Genomic DNA, 17,580 nt, shown 5'->3' with positions numbered 1-17,580 from the left:
TCAATGAAAAAATTTCTTCTAGGTACGATTACAACAGCTCTTTTGGCTTTTTCAGGCAGTACAATGGCTGCACAGTTTGTTGCAGGGACAGATTACACTGTTCTTCCGCAACCCGTTAAAGTGGAACGTCCGGGTAAAATCGAAGTTCGTGAGTTCTTTTGGTACGGTTGCCCACACTGCTTTACATTAGAACCGCATATGCAGGCATGGTTAAAACAATTACCTAAAGATGTACGTTTTGTCCGTACACCCGCTGCGATGAACCCATTTTGGGAACAAGGTGCACGTGCTTACTATGCTTCTGAAGCATTGGGGGTGCGTCAAAAAGCACATTTACAACTTCTCCATGACATTCATGTCGGTCAAAAAAATATTCTAGAACAAGGCGCTTTTGCGAAGTTCTATACACGTTATGGTGTACCTGAAGCGAAATTTAACAGCACCTATAATTCATTTGCGGTGTCTTCTAAAATTGCCCAAGCGAAAAGTTTAGCAGCGCAATATAAATTGAGCGGCGTACCTGCAATTACCGTGAATGGTAAATATATCGTACAAGGTGAGGATGCGCGTACCGTTGAAATCGTGAAATATCTTGTAGATCAAGAACGTAAAGCGAAATAAGAGTTCTACAGAAAAAGCCGCATTGTTATGCGGCTTTTTTATGCAACTTTAAAGTCGGTCACGGTTGCTTCAAACTTAAAAATAAAGTGGATGACAGCTCAGTTTAAGGATGCTGTGCTAATGACCGGTCCCAGTGCAGAATACCGCGGAACAGGAGTTGGACTTGTGTTTGGACTTGGCGACGAAACAGTTGCAAGTCCTCTTGTTGTTGCGGATGATTGTCTTGACGTTGCAGATCAATCCACTGCATGACCCAACTGAGGGTCAATTCAAATAGAATCTGTGCCAAGACTTTTAAATCTTGTTCAGACTGAATATGTTGTGTTGCTTTCATCTGCGCGAGAGCTTGAGTAAGATCTGAGCTGAGAAAGTTAAATTCACGGGCAATCGCTTGGCGTAAAGTTGGTGAGCCGCCCCAGCGTTCTGCAATCAGAAATATCCATGCTTCGGGAAATGCTTCGACCCGCTGAAATAAATAATCGAGCGTGGCGCGAGTCTGTACATCAGTCGGTTGGAAATAGTGCAGACTCAGTTGGTTCAGGATATTTTTAAGATATAAAGACATTTGATCGACCAGCTCTAGACCCAGTTCATCCATGTCCTGAAAATGCCGATAGAACGCTGCGGGAACCAAACCGACATGGCGGGAAATCTCACGCAAACTTAAACTACTGAATGAACGGCCTGTCGTGCTGAGTGACAATGCGGCATCAAGGATGGCTTTTCGACTTTGTTGTTTACGTTCTTCCCGTATCGACATGCAATTCTTCCTGAATCTTGCGAATCCGCAGTTTAGCAAATTTCGAATATCGACACGATGGTACAGCATAGCGAGATTGACGTAGTGGTGGAGTTGAGGCATAGATTTTGTAAATGCAGAACATGACATCCCGAATCTTGTCTTGCCTTCTGTTATAATGTGCCGCAATCAATTTTTATCAGATGAAGAGCACATTATGCGTATCGACCAACGAGCATTAGATCAATTACGTGAAGTAAAAATTACGCGTAACTACACACGTTATGCAGAAGGTTCAGTATTGGTTGAATTTGGTCATACAAAAGTGCTGTGTACAGCGAGTGTCGACAACTCAGTACCACGTTTTTTAAAAGGCAAGGGTCAAGGCTGGGTGACTGCAGAATATGGAATGTTGCCACGCTCAACACATACCCGTATGGATCGCGAAGCTGCACGTGGTAAACAAAGTGGTCGTACCCAAGAAATCCAACGTTTGATTGGTCGTAGCTTACGTGCGATGGTTGACCTGAAAAAACTGGGTGAAAATACCATCAGTATTGATTGTGACGTGATTCAGGCCGATGGCGGTACACGTACGGCTGCAATTACAGGCGCAGCAGTTGCATTGGTTGATGCAATGAATGTCTTGCTGGAAAACAAAAAAATTAAACACGATCCTTTAAAAGGTTTGGTTGCTGCGATTTCTGTGGGTATGTATCAAGACGAAGCTTTACTGGATCTTTGCTACGAAGAAGATTCAAGCTGCCAAACAGACATGAACGTGGTGATGACCCAAGCGGGTGAGTTCATTGAACTTCAAGGTACCGCGGAAGACAAACCATTTACCCGTACACAATGTAATGAAATGCTGGAATTGGCTGAAAAAGGCATTCAAGCATTGATTCAAAAGCAACAAGAAGCTTTAGGTTGGTAGGTTATTTACCTATGTTTTAAGCATTGTTGATAAAAAACGCACCATTTGGTGCGTTTTTTATGCACTATAGATCGGACGTTAGCTGAGTCAACATTTTTCGTTTAAAAAATAAATATGAAAATCGAAAAATTAGGAGACTGTTCTAAATTTTGTGCTTCGCACAACCTTCAAAAATCCAACGTCTTAAGCATTAAAGCGCATAGATAAATCCACTGCTTTCACATCTTTAGTCAATACACCCATCGAAATATAATCCACGCCAGTGGTTGCCACTTCACGTAAATTGTCGATGGTGATATTGCCTGAAGCTTCAAGCTTACAACGACCAGCCACATGTTTCACCGCATCAATCATTTGCTGCTGACTAAAGTTATCCAGCATCACAATATCGGCACCTGCTTCAAGTGCTTGATTGAGTTCATCCCAGGTTTCCACCTCCACTTCTACTGGTTTGCCCGGTGCAATAGTGTGGGCTTTACGAATGGCGTGTACAATGCCGCCGGCTGCCATGATGTGATTTTCTTTAATCAAAAAGGCATCAAATAAACCCAAACGATGATTTTGCCCACCCCCGACAGCGACTGCATATTTTTGTGCAATACGCAGACCGGGCAAGGTTTTACGGGTATCGAGTAAGCGGGTATTTAATCCTTCTAGTCGTTGTACATAGGCTGCTGTTTTGGTCGCAACAGCAGACAGAGTTTGGACAAAGTTCAGCGCAGGGCGTTCAACGGTTAAAAGGCTACGTGCTGAACCAGCCAATTTTAAAAATGCCTCACCCGCGGCAACGCGGTCACCTTCATTTTTCAGCCAAGTCACTTGTACGTTTGAATCATAGGCTTGAATTAAGGCATTCACCCAAGGTTGTCCTGCCAGCACCATCTCTTCACGGCTAATAATGGTTGCATTGGCTTGTTCATCTTCCGGTGTTAACAGGGCGGTAATATCACCGTCACCAATATCTTCCTGTAAGGCTTGTTGAATATTGATTTGGATTGATTGCTCAAGCAAAGATTGCGATATGCTCATAAGAAGTTCCGTATCTTTTTTAACCCGGGAAATGTGCGCGTTATATTAGCATTGTTCCTGAAAAATGAGCGATTTTTCACTGCTTTTACAGACATCAATTGAGATTTAGAAGTGAAAGTTTTAGCATTCAAACTTCAATCTACAGTATGGCCGCATTCACAGCGTCCACTTTGACCTAGGATTCTAATATGTCACAGGCAACAACCTTTCAGGTGCAAGATGGACAATTGCTCGGTGCACGTCAAATTCCTTCACCGAATTTTAATCAGCGTCCTGAGCACACGGAAATTCAGCTTGTGGTGATTCATAATATCAGTTTGCCGCCTTCGCAATTTGGTGGTGGCTATATTGAACAATTTTTCCAAAACCAATTAGATTGGTCATTGCATCCCTATTTTCAAACGATTGAAGGCATGCAAGTGTCGACCCATTTGCTGATTTTACGTAGTGGGGAAGTGCTGCAATTCGTCAACTTCAATGATCGTGCTTGGCATGCGGGGCGTTCAACTTATTTGGGTTATCCAGAGTGCAATGACTATTCGATTGGTATTGAGCTTGAAGGCAGTGATGATCTTGCTTTTGAGTCGGCACAATATGCGGCGTTGGTTGAAGTGGTGGCATGTTTACAACAAGCTTATCCTAAAATTCAACGACATATCGCGGGGCATTCAGATATTGCACCGGGACGTAAAACCGATCCGGGCCCATTCTTTCAATGGTCTGAATTTCGCCAACAGCTACAGCAGTTTAAAAACAAATAAACCACACACTCTGCGTTCAATAAAGCAATGAACTTTATTCACGAGATTCATTACAATAGGCGCACTTTCAAAAGCGAGTAAAACCGATGGCGCTTTGGCGTTCGACCGTCATTGTCAGTGCGATGACAATGCTGTCCCGCGTATTGGGACTGGTACGGGATATTGTCCTGTTAAATGTATTTGGTGCGGGTAAAGACTTCGATACCTTTGTTGTGGCCTTTCGTATCCCTAACTTTTTCCGGCGGCTGTTTGCAGAAGGGGCATTTTCACAGGCTTTTATTCCTGTCCTGACGGAATATAAAACCACTCGAACCCATGCAGAAGTGCAAATTCTCATTAGTCGTGTGTTTGGCTGTTTGGGTCTGGTGATGACCAGTTTGACCTTCATTGCCATGGTGGCAGCGCCTGCGATTATTTATATCTATGCGCCAGGTTTCCATGGAGATGCTGAAAAATTTGCACTGGCATCGGATATGTTCCGTTTAACCATTCCGTATTTACTGTTCATGTCATTGACTGCATTTGCCAGTAGTATTCTCAACAGCTATGGCTCGTTTAGTACCCCTGCATTTGCCCCGGTATTACTCAACGTTGCGATGATTGCCGGAGCATTGTGGCTCACGCCCTATATGGCTGAACCGATCATGGCCCTCGGTTGGTCTGTGGTGGCCGCAGGTTTCTTACAGTTGGCGATTCAAATTCCTGAGTTATGGCGTAAAAAATTACTGATTCCACCGAAAGTGGATTTCAAACATGAAGGTGTTGATCGCATCATGAAATTGATGTTGCCGGCATTATTTGGTGTGTCGGTGACGCAAATTAACTTGTTGCTGAATACCATTTGGGCGTCCTTCATGCAAGATGGTTCGGTCTCTTGGTTATACAGTGCCGAGCGTATGACCGAGCTACCACTAGGCTTGATTGGTGTGGCAATTGGTACGGTGATTTTACCGTCATTGTCTGCACGCCATGCCGAGCAGGATCAGGAAAAATTCCGCAAAATGATTGATTGGGCAGCCAAAGTGATTATTTTGGTCGGTGTACCGGCCAGTATTGCGCTGTTTATGTTATCGACGCCAATTATTCAAGCCTTGTTTGAACGTGGTCAATTCACGTTTGAAGATACCCAAATGACCGCGTTGGCTTTGCAGTGTATGAGTGCTGGGGTGATTTCATTCATGTTGATTAAAGTCTTTGCACCGGGCTTTTATGCACAGCAAGACACTAAAACGCCTGTACGTGTTGGTTTGATGGCGGTTGCAGCCAATGCGATTTTGAACGTAATCTTCATTGGCTTCTTTAAACTCATCGACTGGGAAGCAGAACACATGGCACTGGCTTTGGCGTCTTCAGGGTCGGCTTTAGTCAATGCGGGGATGTTGTATTTTTATCTGCATAAACGCAATATTTTCCGTTTTGGTGCACATTGGAAAAAATTAGTGCTGCAATTCGGGATTGCCAATGCGGCGATGATTGCTGCGCTGTGGTATGGCCTTACATGGTATAATGGAGATGTTTCTGCGTGGATGCGCGTGCTCGAAGTGGCCATCCTATGTCTGGTCGGTGTTGCTGCTTATGCAATTGCGCTGATTGCGACAGGATTTAGACCTCGTCATTTAAAGCCATAATTTAGACACCAAAAAAATAAGAGCCGATGGGCTCTTATTTTTTTATCTGGCTAAGGCTAAATTACGAAGAACTTAGCGTGAGTGAATGTCATTTTTGTAGTTTTGATCATCAATCAATTGATTAAGCAACAAAGTCTGTGAATTTAAACTTTTCCTCGTGAGAGGAAACCAACAATTGCCAAGATCACAGCGATGACCAACAAAATAACGGCGAAATCCTTAGATAGGCCTGCGACACCACCAAAACCGAGCAGACTAGCAATTAAGGCAATGACAGCGAAAATAATAGCCCAACGAAACATAGCTTTTCTCCAAGTGATTTTTATTTTGTGTCTTCAGTATAGGAGCGCTGCACTTAGGTCTATGTATTCTTTTGTTTATTAAATGTTCAACATTCAGTAAGGTAGATTGAGAATTTTTACTCAGGCTCAGTTAAGATGCCTGTCAACGTTGTTTTTGAGCGAGATTATGACTGACAATTTGCGCCCTCATTTTTGGAAAAAGCATGCATTGACTGAATTGACGCATGCAGAATGGGAGGCACTGTGTGATGGATGTGGTTTATGCTGTCTAATCAAACTTGAAGATGAAGATACGCATGAAGTGGCGTACACCAAAGTAGCGTGTAAGTTATTGGACTGCCAGACAGCCAGTTGTTCAGATTACCCCAATCGTAAAAAAATCGTGCCAGATTGTATCCAGTTGACCCCTGAGCAAATTAATCAGTTTCATTGGTTACCGCCCAGTTGTGCATATCGACGGATTTCAGAGCATAAAGATTTGCCGCGTTGGCATCATTTACTGACAGGAAGCCGAAGCAGTATTATGTCAGCACGCAAGTCTGCGGCGGGGCGCTGTATCAGTGAAGAGCAGGTCGATCCAGACGATATTGAAGATTATATTGTGCGCTGGGTTCGCTAAACATGAATTGGATATTAATGTAAGGATTCCGTTGTCACGTTAGAGCTGGTCTTGCATCATCGCAAGGAAATCGTGTTCAGAAAGTACCTGAAAACCATGCTGTTTGAGCAGTGCAGTGGTGACGCCATAACCATCAATTTTGGTTCGAGTAAAGGTGCCATCATAAATATAGCGGCTGCCACAGGATGGACTATTTTCTTTTAATATCACGACATCGACTTTATGCCGCTGCGCAAGGGCGAGCATACGCTGCGCGCCAGCAATAAATTCGGCACTGACATCTGTGCCAATCACATCTTTGACTTGAGCGGTGCCATTCAGCACGTCATTGGCTTGACCATTTTGGATTTCGGCCGGGAAACGCGGGCAACTTAGACCACCCAACATTTCTGGGCATGCTGTAATCACTTCATGGGTGTGCAGCAATTGGCAAATGGCGTCCTGTGCATTGGAGGTTGCATCATATCGAACGGTATGGCCTGCAAGACAGGCACTGACTAAATACTTAAGGGACATAAAGCTGTACTCCAAAAAAACTTAATGATGCAAGAGCTGCATAGCCTTGTCATAGCTGAGTGGGCGATAAAAATAAAAGCCCTGTCCAATATGGCAGTCGCATTCTTTGAGTGTGTCGACTTGCTCTGAGTGTTCAATCCCTTCGACTAAAATTTTGAGTGATATGCTGGCCCCGATTTGGGTAATGGCTTTGACGATGGCCAAAGCTGAGCTATCAGTATGCATGCGTTCAACAAAATTTCGGTCTATTTTTAGACAATCTACAGGATAATTGCTGAGTCGTGTGAGTGATGAATGTCCTGTACCAAAATCATCTAGTGAAATATGGATGCCATTTTTTTTCAATAAATGCAGGGCGCGAATAACATAATTGGCTCCGCGTTCCGACAAGCTCTGCTCGGTAATTTCCAGTTCGATAATGTCAGGTGAAATTTTATATTCATGCAAACGATTTAAGAGTTTTTCAGCATAATCATCTCTTAAAAATTCGACGGGTGCAGCATTAATGGAGATGGGGAGCGCTTTTAGCCCAGCTTTGGTCCAGCGTTGAATATCTTTAAAAATTTTAATTTGCATGGTTTCACTAATTCGTGAAGCCAGTTCATAGTCTTGAAATGCTGCAAAAATTTGTGAGGGTAGCTGAAGTTGTTGCTCTTGATCGTACCAGCGTAGTAAAGCTTCAAAGCCAACGACTTTACCATCACTGAGGCGGACTTTAGGCTGATAAAAAGGAAAGATCTGACCCGATTTAATAATACTACGGGCCAAGGTCAACTGGCGGGTGGTATTTTCAAGGGTTTTGAGCATGGTCTGAGTGAACATACGAATTCCACCACGGCCACTAATTTTTAAATCATTTAAAGCGATGTCAGCGCATTTCAGCAGGTTGGAGGTATTTTGTGCATCCCGTGGGTAGATGGCACAGCCGATGCTCATGCCAAGATTGATATATTGTTGATTATAGAAAATCGGCAGGTCCATCTGCTTACAGGCAATCTTGGCTACTTCGATCAGTTGAGCTTGCGACTCGAGTTGAGGAATTAAGACTGCAAATTCATCACCCCCAAGGCGCGCAATACTAATCTCAGCATCGAAACATTGCTGAAAGCGTTGTCCTAAATGATGCAGTAAATGATCACCAGCAATATGCCCTAACGTGTCATTTACATGTTTAAAATAATCTAAATCGATCAGCAAAAGTCCCAATTGTTGCTGCTTGTCATGCGCCTGTTTTACATGCGTTTTAAAGATCCGACTAAATGCGCGCCGATTTAATAATCCAGTGAGATCATCTTGTTCAATAATTTGCTGCAGTTTGGTTTCGGTCTGATGTTGCAAGGAAATATCACGAGAAACACATAAAATTTCTTTGATTTGACCCTGTTGATCTAAGATCGGCGTTAATATATTGTCCCAGTAGGCAATGGATTGGTTTTCCAGCCGACTCTCTCCTCTAAAGCGTGAGGTTTTACCTTGCACAGCCTCATCTAAAGCAATTTGTCCTGCAGCACGAATAGATTCAGGCAGTAGGTTCAACCAGAGCATACCAAATTGTGTTTCGTTGGGCGCTACGCCGAGAGCCGAGCAACCGGCTTGGTTCATATGGATGACTCGGCCATCTGGGGCTAGTAACTTAATACAGTCAATACTGGCATCCAGCATATAATTACGACTTTCAACTTGGTGTTGCAGTTGCTCAATCACCCTAAATTCTGCTTCAAGGTCAATAAATTGCACCATGCATTGATAAGCATCGGTCGCATTTGAGCTATAGCTGACTTGAACTAAGGTCGTGTGATAGGTATGGTCGGGTTGTTTGAGGCGGATGATGGATTGAAAAGTGCGTTGCTGTTGTTGTGATTGTTGCCAAAGCTGTTGAAAATTTTCGACTTGATTGGGATGAATCTGAGCAAGCCAAAGAGCGGCCTCTGGATGCAGATGATCGGTCTCTAGCAGTTGTCTGAAAGCTTGGTTTACATAACGTTTTTGTTGTTTTAATAGCCAGATAGGTTGCGCGATTTGTTCTGAAAATTGTTGCATCTGCTGAAGTTCTAAGCATGGTACCTGAGATGCATTTTGTAATACATTTAAAGGGCGATCCGAGCTCTGCTGAACAGCGGGGATCTGCTTTTGTTTCAGTGATTGCTTCATACAATCGGTCCAAGTGGGTCAGGCAAGTCGCTAATAATAGAGTATAAACCTAATGGTACTTTAATTAGAATAATTTGGCACAGCTAGTCTTGTTACATTATAGTGAATATTCATTTAAGTATACTTACAACTTGCTATTCTGGATAGTACTGAATACTGTGATCATGATCTTGCAATTGAGCTGATTATTTAGCTCAAAGATGATGTACGGGCAGTGTTAGAATAGAGCAACTTTCCTCAATTCGCCTGAAATGAAATAATAAAATGTCAGACAGTCATATCCCACTTCCTGAACGTCTTCGCCCCTATGATTTATCTCAAATTATTGGGCAGGATCACTTATTGGGTGAAGATGCACCTTTGCGTCAAATGATTGACCAAGGACATCTCCCATCAATTATTTTTTGGGGCCCACCGGGGGTGGGTAAAACCACGATTGCTCTGTTACTGGCGCAGGCGGTAGACCGTCCCTTTATCAGTTTATCTGCACTGAATACAGGGGTAAAAGAGTTACGCGAGATTATTGCTGATGGTGGCGACTTACTGACCCCAGTGGTGTTTATTGACGAAATTCACCGTTTTAATAAATCCCAGCAAGATGCATTATTAAATGCGGTTGAGAAAGGCAAAATTACCTTAATCGGTGCAACCACTGAAAATCCATCTTTTGAAGTGAATAACGCTCTGTTATCACGTTGTCAGGTTTATAGCTTAAATGCGCTGAGCAATGAGGCGATTGAGACGTTATTGACTCAAGCCATTCAGCAAGATGAGTTTTTAAAACAACGCTATATTCAGATTGAAGAATATGAGGCGCTATTTCAATTTGCAGCAGGTGATGCACGCAAGGCTTTAAACCTACTGGATTTAATTGCCAGCACTTTTGAACCTGACTTAGAAAACATCATAACCAATGCCGTGGTGGTTAAAGTTGCACAGCAAAATATTGCACGCTATGACAAGTCTGGTGAGCAGCATTATGACTTGGTTTCAGCCTTTATTAAATCGATCCGTGGCAGTGATCCGGATGCAACGCTGTATTGGATGGCACGGATGTTAAAGGGAGGAGAAGATCCGGTCTTTATTGCACGGCGTATGCTGATTGCGGCATCGGAAGATATTGGCAATTCCAACCCGAATGCCTTGTTGCTTGCGGGTGAATGTTTCCGTTCTGTGCAAGCTGTAGGGATGCCGGAATGTCGGATTATTTTGGGGCAGTGTGCAGTGTATCTGGCAACCAGTGCCAAAAGTAACAGTACGTATTTGGCCATTAATAAAGCACTGGAATTGGCAGAAAAAACCTCAAACTTACCTGTACCCTTACATCTACGCAATGCACCGACCAAAATGATGCAAGAACAGGGCTATGGTGTCGATTATCTCTATCCACATAACTATCCAGAACATTTCGTGCTACAGGAATACCTTCCACCAGAATTAAAAGGTACGAAGTTGTACGAATCTGCACGGAATAAACGCGAAGTTGAAGGTGAACGTTTACAGCAGCGCCGTTGGATGCAGCAGCAACAATAAATCTTTAAATTTTTTTTGAGGCGCTTAGGTGCCTTTTTTTAATGTGTCGCACTTGTGATTTGAATCTGCGGTATAAAAAAACCGAGCTTAATTGCTCGGTTTTTTGAATTCGTCGAACGAATTAAATATCAGAAAGATCGATACCTAAACGTGTAGCAACTTCTTCGTAAGCTTCAACAACACCACCCAAACCTTGACGGAAACGGTCTTTGTCGAGTTTTTTCTTGGTGTCTTTGTCCCATAGGCGGCAGCCGTCTGGAGAGAATTCATCACCAAGTACGATACGGTCGTGGAACATACCAAATTCAAGTTTAAAGTCAACAAGCAGCATGTTGCCTGCGTCGAATAAACCTTTGAGAACTTCGTTCACTTTGTAAGTTAATTCTTTCATTTGAGCAAGCTGTTCAGCATTTGCCCAACCTAAAGCAATCGCTTGTGACTCATTGACCATTGGGTCGCCTAACGCATCGTCTTTAAAGAACAATTCGAAAGTTGGTGGAGTCAACTCTTTACCTTCTTCAACGCCTAAACGACGGCAAAGTGAACCTGCTGCATAGTTACGAATTACACACTCTACAGGCACCATCGTTAATTTTTTAACCAACACTTCAGTTGGAGAAAGTAATTTCTCGAAGTGAGTTTCAATACCAGCAGCAGCCAATTTTTCCATGATGAAGGCGTTAAAACGGTTGTTCACCTTACCTTTACGATCCAGCTGTTCGATTTTTTCGCCGTTGAATGCAGAAGCATCGTCACGGAAAACTAGGATGAGGTGGTCTGAACTATCTGTTTCATAAACAGATTTCGCTTTACCAGTATAGAGCAAGGTTTGTTTTAACATGAGGGAACCTTTTTCGAGAAAAAATGCCTAGTACGACTAGGCTGGCCAATTTTGGTAAATTTGAGTTAACAGCTCAGCAGCTTTTTCTTTGTCTGCAAAACTGTTATCGGCATTGAACACAGCGATATTGTTGCTTGAACCTACAGAAGAAAGTCTTAAGACATAGGTCTGTTGATCGACCTTGACGGTTACTTCGTAACGGTTTTTGCTCTGACCAACGATGGTATGGTTAAGGCTGCTGAGGGTAGCAAGTGTGTATTGCCAAATTGTAGCAGAATTTCCTTCCACTTTGAGCAGTGGATTCTGATTTCCATCGACCAATAATTGAGGGTGGCTGATATTTGTACTTTCAGTTGTGGATTCTGAAGTGGATGGGACGCTTTCCTCGCTAGGACGAGGAAGGGCAAAGCGGTTGCCACGCTTGTTTTCAAGATTTGGTGCGTGCTCAATTGCAAGCGGGTCAACCGATGGCGCTGGATACAATGGCGTTGCAGGACGAACCATCGAACCTTCAGGATATTTTAATGGCTCCACATCTGTGGTTTCTTTATAGTCCAGCGTGCCATTATTGAAGGCAAGTGAACTACAACCGGCCAATGTAAATACTGAAAGTGCCAGGCTAAGTCCTAAACGTAATTGCATCATGTTTTGCTCTTCTTTATTTAATAACGCCCGCAGTGATCAGTGCTTCACGAAGCGGAGTACGATATTGTTCTGCAAGTGGTGTTAATGGTAAACGAATACCTGTTTCAATGAGGTTCATTTCATGAAGTGCCCATTTCACAGGAATTGGGTTCGATTCGCAAAATAAAATTTGATGTAAATTTGCAACTGCATTGTTTTGTTGTTCTGCTTTTGCCGCATCACCTGAGATTGCAGTGGCACAAATTTCACTCATTTCTTTTGGCGCAACATTGGCAGTCACTGAAATATTGCCTTTTGCACCCAGATTAATCAGTTCATATGCTGTTGCATCATCACCTGAGTAAACCACCATATCTTTGCCTTTGAGGCCTTCGAGTAGTTCTTTCCCACGTGCAATATCACCGGTCGCGTCTTTAATACCCACAATTTGTGGAATATCTGCAAGACGAATTACCGTTTCATTTAGCATGTCCACGCCTGTACGGCCTGGGACGTTGTACAAAATTTGAGGAAGATCAACTGCTTCTGCAACCGCTTTATAGTGCTGGTATAAACCTTCTTGGGTTGGCTTGTTGTAATAAGGTGTAACCAACAGCGCTGCATCTGCGCCTAATTCTTTGGCTTCTTTTGTCAACTGAATGGCTTCATGCGTTGAGTTCGCACCCGTACCCGCAATAATTGGAATACGTTTATTGGCTACACGAATAATTTCTTTAATCACTTGTGTATGTTCAGCCATACTGAGAGTCGATGCTTCACCAGTTGTACCCACAGCCACAATACTGTTGGTGCCTTGCTTTATATGCCACTCAACTAGCTTCTCGAGGCTCTTCCAATCTACGCTGCCATCTTCAAACATTGGGGTGACGATTGCGACAATTGAACCTTGAATGGTCTGAGCTTGCTGAGTCATTTTGAAAAGCTATCCTATTTGTCCATCCGACAAGATGAAATATTGATTTCTGGATGGTTTCGAATTTTGATTTGTAGCATGTTCATTGGGCTATACCCAAATTGAATAATGCTTACGCAAATTATGACTGATCAAACGCATAAGAACAATATGCTTTGGTCAAAGCCATAAAATTCTTTATACAAATCAAACTTAAAACAATCAAGTGCAAAATCGCGGTTTTTACCGCTTCAAAATGATTCAGCATTTCATAGATAACTGGTTGAAATAAAAATATTGGTCTATGCAGAAAATTAAAAAAATTGTCTGTTATTTTTAGACTTAAGCAAATTCATGAGCGCTTATTTGTGTTTTTTGAGTAAAACTTAAGATTAAAAAGCGATGACCCGAGATTTAAAAGCTATATCAAGTTCAGTAGCTTTGAGTACAAATGATAGCTCAAAACTAGGGGAATAATCTTTTTTTTATCTAATACAAAGGAATGGAATTTGCTAAAGGGTTGAAAAAATACGTGATGTGTCGCTTGGTCAGATGGTTTTGCCATCGTCGAGTCTGCTGTCTTTAAGTGTTTTTAAGACTTTATAAAAAAAGACACAAAAACGATCACAGCCCTTATCGTTTCTGAATTCTGACTAAAAGATTCAACTTATTGGTAGTTATATCCTAGAAAGGCCTCAGCGATGATTCATTTTATTTTGAACGCTAATGACAACAAGGATTCTCCAATGGAAAAGTCAGATAACAAGCACGCTATCGTGACGGTGGCGATCTGTTTCCTCATTGCCGTAATCGAAGGTCTGGATATTCAGGCAGCGGGTATTGCAGCAGCAGGGGTTCGTGAATATTTTGGGCTGGATAGTTCTCAGTTAGGTGTCTTTTTCAGTGCAGGTATTTTGGGGCTGTTACCTGGGGCTTTAGTGGGCGGTCGTATTGCCGACCGTATTGGTCGTAAAAAGGTTTTGATTTGGTCGACGGCTATGTTTGCCATTTTTACCCTCTGTACGGTGTGGGTGAATAGCTTTCACAGTTTATTGGCTGTGCGCTTTTTGGCTGGTGCGGGCTTAGGTGCAGCAATGCCGATTTTAATTACCTTAGCCTCTGAGGCTGTGACACCACAAAATCGTGGTCGTGCTGTTGGTCTCATGTACTGTGGTATGCCTGTGGGTGCTGCAATTTTATCGTTGATTGCGTTGACTGACTTTGGTGGTAACTGGAAAAACATTTTCTATTTGGGTGGTTTATTGCCCATTGTTGTGATTCCACTGATGATTTTCTTTTTACCTGAATCACGTGAATTTATTAAAGCTAAAGATCAAGCGGTTCAAGCGACTGCCAATGGCGAAGTGCAACAAGGTGCTTTCAAAGACCTCTTCAACACAGAAAACCGTTTACGTACCTTCTCAATTTGGGTGAGCTACTTCTTCACCTTGATGGTGGTGTACATCATGTTGAGCTGGTTGCCGTCGTTGTTCACAGAACTCGGTTTTACCCGTAAAGATGGTGCAACTGCGCAGTTCTACTTTATGGTGAGTGCAACTATCGGTACGGTGATTTTAGGTATGCTGACCGATCGCTGGAAAAAAGCCTACGTGATTGTTTTGATGTACGGCGGTATTTTAGCCGGTCTATTTGCGCTGAATGGTGCAGGTTCATTGACGCAAATGTACATGGCGTCAGCTTTAGTCGGTGCATTCGTGATTGGCTGTCAGGGGGTGTTATATGCCTTCGGTGGTATCGTGTATCCAACACAGTTACGTGGTACGGGTGTTGGTGTGGCTTCAGCCGTTGGTCGTGTTGGGGCAATGCTAGGTCCAGCTATCGCAGGTCAGTTATTGGCAGCAGGTTTTGGAGCAGCTGGGGTTATCTCCGCAGCGATTCCTTGTATTATCATTTCTGCCATTTTTATGTTGTTATTGGTACGTCGTATTCCAGCTTAATCGATCGACCAATCAAAAGCCCGCCTGTGCGGGCTTTTTTTATTGCGACAAATCAAGTCGCTGAGTCGATTGCCCATCAATATCTTAAATAGATTTTATGTCATCATTTAACAGAAAAAGGATCATAAAAATATTGAAAGAGATACCGTCTGATGTCGTCCAAAAAATTCATCGCTCAATTTCAAGTTGAACAACGTGAGTTCAGCTTATCTCTTCTGGATTATGAGTTTCAGTTGGAACTGAAACCCAAATTTCAAATCAATCGTCAACAACCACGGCACAACGCATGGTTGGCCTTTGCCGATGAACCAACGTTTGAGGATGTTGCGGAAAATATTAATGCCTTTGCCGTGATGCAACAGACACGAGCGCACTTACTGAAATATATTCATCGTCAGCAACCGCGCTATTTTTATTTTCATGCGTCCACACCCCGCAAAGCCAAGATTTATCCACGTTTTGCCCAGCGATTAATTGAGCATTTGCCGAACTATCGCTATTGTCAGGATGGACAGTCATTTTATTTTACGTGTTGGATTGAATACTTGCTGTTAAATTAAAATTACATGTATCAATTTGAACGCTTTAAGCATTGGAATGGATTGAATTTATGCAAAAAAATACAGCCTTGATTGTGGTCGATGTACAAAATGGATTTACTCCCGGTGGAAACTTGGCGGTGGCCCATGCCGATCAGATTATTCCGGGGATCAATCAACTGGGCACATATTTTTCCAATATTGTGCTGACACAAGATTGGCATCCTGCGGATCATATTTCTTTTGCAGAAAATCATCCCGGTCATGCCGTGTATGACAGTATTCAACTGAGTTATGGGTCTCAAGTATTATGGCCAACACACTGCGTACAAGGCACGCAAGATGCAGAATTACATCCGGCATTGAATTTACCGACAGCACAGTTGGTGATTCGCAAAGGTTGTCATCAGCACATTGATAGTTATTCAGCCTTTATGGAAGCTGACCATCATACTGCTACAGGGCTGGCCGGTTATTTACGTGAACGTGGTATTGATACCGTGTTTATCGTGGGGATTGCCACAGATTTCTGTGTGGCGTGGACGGCGATGGATGCACGTAAATTGGGCTTTGAAACTTATGTGATTGCTGACCTCAGTAAAGGCATTGATCTCGAAGGTTCATTGCAACATGCATGGCAGGACATGTTGGCTTGTGGGGTTAAACGGATTTATCTGAAAGATATTGTGCAGCAACATATACAGGAAACTGCTGTAGCTTGATAAAATGCAGCCCAATGTAGAAGGAAGGCACAGGCATGTGCCTTTTTTATCGCTGCAAATAAAGGGATCTTGCCTATGTCGGCTTTTTTAAAATTTACCCAGTTTGTGCAAAAAACCTTTGCCATTTGGGTGCTGTTGTTTGCAGCCATTGCCATGGTATTGCCTGAGGTTTTTGTTTGGCTTAAGGCTTATATCCCGTGGATGCTCGGTATCATTATGCTCGGTATGGGCATGACCATGACTGTGGGCGACTTTAAAAGTGTGCTGCAAAGTCCTAAAGCGGTGATGATTGGGGTGTTGGCGCAATTTATGGTGATGCCGGGTTTAGCTTATGCATTGTGTAAATTACTACAATTGCCAACTGAAATTGCGATTGGGGTGATTTTAGTCGGGTGCTGCCCGGGGGGTACGGCCTCAAACGTGATTACCTATATGGCAAAGGGAAATACCGCATTGTCAGTAGCCTGTACTTCCGTTTCGACGTTGCTTGCACCAATCTTTACCCCCGCAATTTTCTATGTGCTAGCGAGTCAGTGGCTTGAAATCAATGCCATGTCGATGTTGGTATCAATCTTACAAGTGGTGCTGTTCCCGATTATTGTTGGCTTGATTATTCGTAGCTTATTCAAAAAACAGGTCGGAGCCTATATACAGGTCATGCCGCTCATTTCAGTGGTGGCGATTGTTGCGATTGTAGCCGCGATTATTGCTGGTAGTCGCACCCAAATTTTGGAATCGGGCTTGCTGATTTTAGGTGTGGTCGCACTACATAATGGTTTGGGCTATTTATTGGGCTTCTGGGCCAGTCGATGGTTAAAATTACCGTATGCCGATTGCAAAGCGGTTTCTATTGAAGTTGGTATGCAAAATTCAGGTTTAGGTGTGGCTTTGGCTGCAACCCATTTCGCCGCTTCACCGTTAACGGCCGTACCCAGTGCAATTTTTAGTTTATGGCATAACATTTCAGGTCCGGCATTGGCGACCTATTGGGCCAGTCGAACTGAGAAATATACATCAACACACAAAGCATTGGACTGAAATTAGTACAGTGTTATAGAAGGAAAGCTTAAGCTCCACTGCTGTCCCATAGTTTAATTTAAATAAAAAACCTGAGCCCAAATCGTTAAAATATAAGTGCGAACCAACACTT

The 17,580-nt window shown here is 43.0% G+C and carries 18 protein-coding genes; 10 read left to right on the top strand and 8 right to left on the bottom strand.

The window, feature by feature from the left end:
- Positions 1-3 precede the first annotated feature (3 nt).
- On the top strand, positions 4-621 hold the full coding sequence (locus tag ACN6OV_RS05305; protein WP_427950412.1) for a thiol:disulfide interchange protein DsbA/DsbL: 618 nt from the start codon (positions 4-6) through the stop codon (positions 619-621).
- 103 nt (positions 622-724) lie between these two features.
- On the opposite strand, the gene ACN6OV_RS05300 is transcribed toward ACN6OV_RS05305, so the two are convergent.
- Entirely contained in the window at positions 725-1,381 is a 657-nt protein-coding gene (locus ACN6OV_RS05300; RefSeq protein WP_427950409.1) for a TetR family transcriptional regulator, read from the bottom strand.
- Positions 1,382-1,577: 196 nt separating this feature from the next.
- Here ACN6OV_RS05300 and rph point away from each other — a divergent pair, with 196 nt between their 5' ends.
- Positions 1,578-2,294 carry a ribonuclease PH gene (gene rph / locus ACN6OV_RS05295; protein WP_427950407.1) on the top strand — a complete coding sequence of 239 codons (717 nt, stop codon included), beginning with the start codon at positions 1,578-1,580 and terminating at the stop codon, positions 2,292-2,294.
- A 183-nt stretch (positions 2,295-2,477) separates the two neighbouring features.
- On the opposite strand, the gene nadC is transcribed toward rph, so the two are convergent.
- Complete coding sequence (gene nadC, locus ACN6OV_RS05290) at positions 2,478-3,323, bottom strand: carboxylating nicotinate-nucleotide diphosphorylase (protein WP_427950405.1); 846 nt, start codon at positions 3,321-3,323, stop codon at positions 2,478-2,480.
- Between the two features lie 188 nt (positions 3,324-3,511).
- Here nadC and ampD point away from each other — a divergent pair, with 188 nt between their 5' ends.
- Together ampD and murJ are read left to right on the top strand one after the other, a co-directional pair.
- Positions 3,512-4,084 (top strand): 1,6-anhydro-N-acetylmuramyl-L-alanine amidase AmpD, encoded by a 573-nt coding sequence (ampD, locus tag ACN6OV_RS05285; RefSeq protein ID WP_427950403.1) that lies wholly within the window; start codon positions 3,512-3,514, stop codon positions 4,082-4,084.
- 86 nt (positions 4,085-4,170) lie between these two features.
- Positions 4,171-5,712 carry a murein biosynthesis integral membrane protein MurJ gene (gene murJ / locus ACN6OV_RS05280; protein WP_427950400.1) on the top strand — a complete coding sequence of 514 codons (1,542 nt, stop codon included), beginning with the start codon at positions 4,171-4,173 and terminating at the stop codon, positions 5,710-5,712.
- Between the two features lie 143 nt (positions 5,713-5,855).
- On the opposite strand, the gene ACN6OV_RS05275 is transcribed toward murJ, so the two are convergent.
- The gene (locus ACN6OV_RS05275) at positions 5,856-6,014 is read right to left on the bottom strand and encodes a DUF1328 domain-containing protein (protein ID WP_005006601.1); all 159 of its coding nucleotides are present in this window, start codon (positions 6,012-6,014) and stop codon (positions 5,856-5,858) included.
- A gap of 166 nt (positions 6,015-6,180) precedes the next feature.
- On the opposite strand from ACN6OV_RS05275, the gene ACN6OV_RS05270 reads away from it, so the two are divergent.
- Positions 6,181-6,633 (top strand): YcgN family cysteine cluster protein, encoded by a 453-nt coding sequence (locus tag ACN6OV_RS05270; protein WP_427950397.1) that lies wholly within the window; start codon positions 6,181-6,183, stop codon positions 6,631-6,633.
- A gap of 39 nt (positions 6,634-6,672) precedes the next feature.
- On the opposite strand, the gene ACN6OV_RS05265 is transcribed toward ACN6OV_RS05270, so the two are convergent.
- Together ACN6OV_RS05265 and ACN6OV_RS05260 are read right to left on the bottom strand one after the other, a co-directional pair.
- Positions 6,673-7,149, bottom strand: coding sequence for a DUF523 domain-containing protein (locus ACN6OV_RS05265; RefSeq protein ID WP_427950394.1), 477 nt, complete (start codon positions 7,147-7,149; stop codon positions 6,673-6,675).
- Positions 7,150-7,170: 21 nt separating this feature from the next.
- Positions 7,171-9,300: a putative bifunctional diguanylate cyclase/phosphodiesterase gene (locus tag ACN6OV_RS05260; RefSeq protein ID WP_427950391.1), complete on the bottom strand. Its 2,130-nt coding sequence runs from the start codon at positions 9,298-9,300 to the stop codon at positions 7,171-7,173.
- A 264-nt stretch (positions 9,301-9,564) separates the two neighbouring features.
- Here ACN6OV_RS05260 and ACN6OV_RS05255 point away from each other — a divergent pair, with 264 nt between their 5' ends.
- Positions 9,565-10,833: a replication-associated recombination protein A gene (locus ACN6OV_RS05255; RefSeq protein ID WP_427950388.1), complete on the top strand. Its 1,269-nt coding sequence runs from the start codon at positions 9,565-9,567 to the stop codon at positions 10,831-10,833.
- A 121-nt stretch (positions 10,834-10,954) separates the two neighbouring features.
- On the opposite strand, the gene purC is transcribed toward ACN6OV_RS05255, so the two are convergent.
- Genes purC through dapA form a run of 3 tightly spaced genes read right to left on the bottom strand, consistent with a single transcriptional unit; the run spans position 10,955 to position 13,232 of the window.
- Positions 10,955-11,674, bottom strand: coding sequence for a phosphoribosylaminoimidazolesuccinocarboxamide synthase (gene purC, locus ACN6OV_RS05250; RefSeq protein ID WP_427950386.1), 720 nt, complete (start codon positions 11,672-11,674; stop codon positions 10,955-10,957).
- A gap of 36 nt (positions 11,675-11,710) precedes the next feature.
- Positions 11,711-12,316, bottom strand: coding sequence for a lipoprotein-34 precursor (NlpB) (locus tag ACN6OV_RS05245; RefSeq protein WP_427950466.1), 606 nt, complete (start codon positions 12,314-12,316; stop codon positions 11,711-11,713).
- A gap of 16 nt (positions 12,317-12,332) precedes the next feature.
- The gene (gene dapA / locus ACN6OV_RS05240) at positions 12,333-13,232 is read right to left on the bottom strand and encodes a 4-hydroxy-tetrahydrodipicolinate synthase (RefSeq protein WP_427950383.1); all 900 of its coding nucleotides are present in this window, start codon (positions 13,230-13,232) and stop codon (positions 12,333-12,335) included.
- A 725-nt stretch (positions 13,233-13,957) separates the two neighbouring features.
- Here dapA and mhpT point away from each other — a divergent pair.
- The 4 genes from mhpT to ACN6OV_RS05220 all read left to right on the top strand — a co-directional run bounded on the left by mhpT (position 13,958) and on the right by ACN6OV_RS05220 (position 17,468).
- Positions 13,958-15,169: a 3-(3-hydroxy-phenyl)propionate transporter MhpT gene (mhpT, locus tag ACN6OV_RS05235; RefSeq protein ID WP_427950381.1), complete on the top strand. Its 1,212-nt coding sequence runs from the start codon at positions 13,958-13,960 to the stop codon at positions 15,167-15,169.
- 152 nt (positions 15,170-15,321) lie between these two features.
- Entirely contained in the window at positions 15,322-15,729 is a 408-nt protein-coding gene (locus ACN6OV_RS05230) for a hypothetical protein (protein ID WP_427950378.1), read from the top strand.
- Between the two features lie 50 nt (positions 15,730-15,779).
- Positions 15,780-16,430, top strand: coding sequence for a bifunctional nicotinamidase/pyrazinamidase (gene pncA, locus ACN6OV_RS05225; RefSeq protein ID WP_427950375.1), 651 nt, complete (start codon positions 15,780-15,782; stop codon positions 16,428-16,430).
- A 75-nt stretch (positions 16,431-16,505) separates the two neighbouring features.
- A complete protein-coding gene (locus tag ACN6OV_RS05220; protein WP_427950372.1) occupies positions 16,506-17,468 on the top strand; it encodes a bile acid:sodium symporter family protein in 963 nt (320 codons plus the stop codon).
- Positions 17,469-17,580 lie beyond the last annotated feature (112 nt).

This window comes from Acinetobacter sp. (genome assembly GCF_050285345.1).
Classification (GTDB): domain Bacteria; phylum Pseudomonadota; class Gammaproteobacteria; order Pseudomonadales; family Moraxellaceae; genus Acinetobacter.
Note: the sequence above shows the minus strand (reverse complement) of the source record. Positions and strands in the feature narration are given on the sequence as shown.

What these genes read in the sequence shown, in the direction of transcription:
- ACN6OV_RS05305 (WP_427950412.1), top strand. Translation starts at nt 4, where the DNA reads ATGAAAAAATTTCTTCTAGGTACGATTACAACAGCTCTTTTGGCTTTT.
- ACN6OV_RS05300 (WP_427950409.1), bottom strand. Translation starts at nt 1,381, where the DNA reads ATGTCGATACGGGAAGAACGTAAACAACAAAGTCGAAAAGCCATCCTT.
- rph (WP_427950407.1), top strand. Translation starts at nt 1,578, where the DNA reads ATGCGTATCGACCAACGAGCATTAGATCAATTACGTGAAGTAAAAATT.
- nadC (WP_427950405.1), bottom strand. Translation starts at nt 3,323, where the DNA reads ATGAGCATATCGCAATCTTTGCTTGAGCAATCAATCCAAATCAATATT.
- ampD (WP_427950403.1), top strand. Translation starts at nt 3,512, where the DNA reads ATGTCACAGGCAACAACCTTTCAGGTGCAAGATGGACAATTGCTCGGT.
- murJ (WP_427950400.1), top strand. Translation starts at nt 4,171, where the DNA reads ATGGCGCTTTGGCGTTCGACCGTCATTGTCAGTGCGATGACAATGCTG.
- ACN6OV_RS05275 (WP_005006601.1), bottom strand. Translation starts at nt 6,014, where the DNA reads ATGTTTCGTTGGGCTATTATTTTCGCTGTCATTGCCTTAATTGCTAGT.
- ACN6OV_RS05270 (WP_427950397.1), top strand. Translation starts at nt 6,181, where the DNA reads ATGACTGACAATTTGCGCCCTCATTTTTGGAAAAAGCATGCATTGACT.
- ACN6OV_RS05265 (WP_427950394.1), bottom strand. Translation starts at nt 7,149, where the DNA reads ATGTCCCTTAAGTATTTAGTCAGTGCCTGTCTTGCAGGCCATACCGTT.
- ACN6OV_RS05260 (WP_427950391.1), bottom strand. Translation starts at nt 9,300, where the DNA reads ATGAAGCAATCACTGAAACAAAAGCAGATCCCCGCTGTTCAGCAGAGC.
- ACN6OV_RS05255 (WP_427950388.1), top strand. Translation starts at nt 9,565, where the DNA reads ATGTCAGACAGTCATATCCCACTTCCTGAACGTCTTCGCCCCTATGAT.
- purC (WP_427950386.1), bottom strand. Translation starts at nt 11,674, where the DNA reads ATGTTAAAACAAACCTTGCTCTATACTGGTAAAGCGAAATCTGTTTAT.
- ACN6OV_RS05245 (WP_427950466.1), bottom strand. Translation starts at nt 12,316, where the DNA reads ATGCAATTACGTTTAGGACTTAGCCTGGCACTTTCAGTATTTACATTG.
- dapA (WP_427950383.1), bottom strand. Translation starts at nt 13,232, where the DNA reads ATGACTCAGCAAGCTCAGACCATTCAAGGTTCAATTGTCGCAATCGTC.
- mhpT (WP_427950381.1), top strand. Translation starts at nt 13,958, where the DNA reads ATGGAAAAGTCAGATAACAAGCACGCTATCGTGACGGTGGCGATCTGT.
- ACN6OV_RS05230 (WP_427950378.1), top strand. Translation starts at nt 15,322, where the DNA reads ATGTCGTCCAAAAAATTCATCGCTCAATTTCAAGTTGAACAACGTGAG.
- pncA (WP_427950375.1), top strand. Translation starts at nt 15,780, where the DNA reads ATGCAAAAAAATACAGCCTTGATTGTGGTCGATGTACAAAATGGATTT.
- ACN6OV_RS05220 (WP_427950372.1), top strand. Translation starts at nt 16,506, where the DNA reads ATGTCGGCTTTTTTAAAATTTACCCAGTTTGTGCAAAAAACCTTTGCC.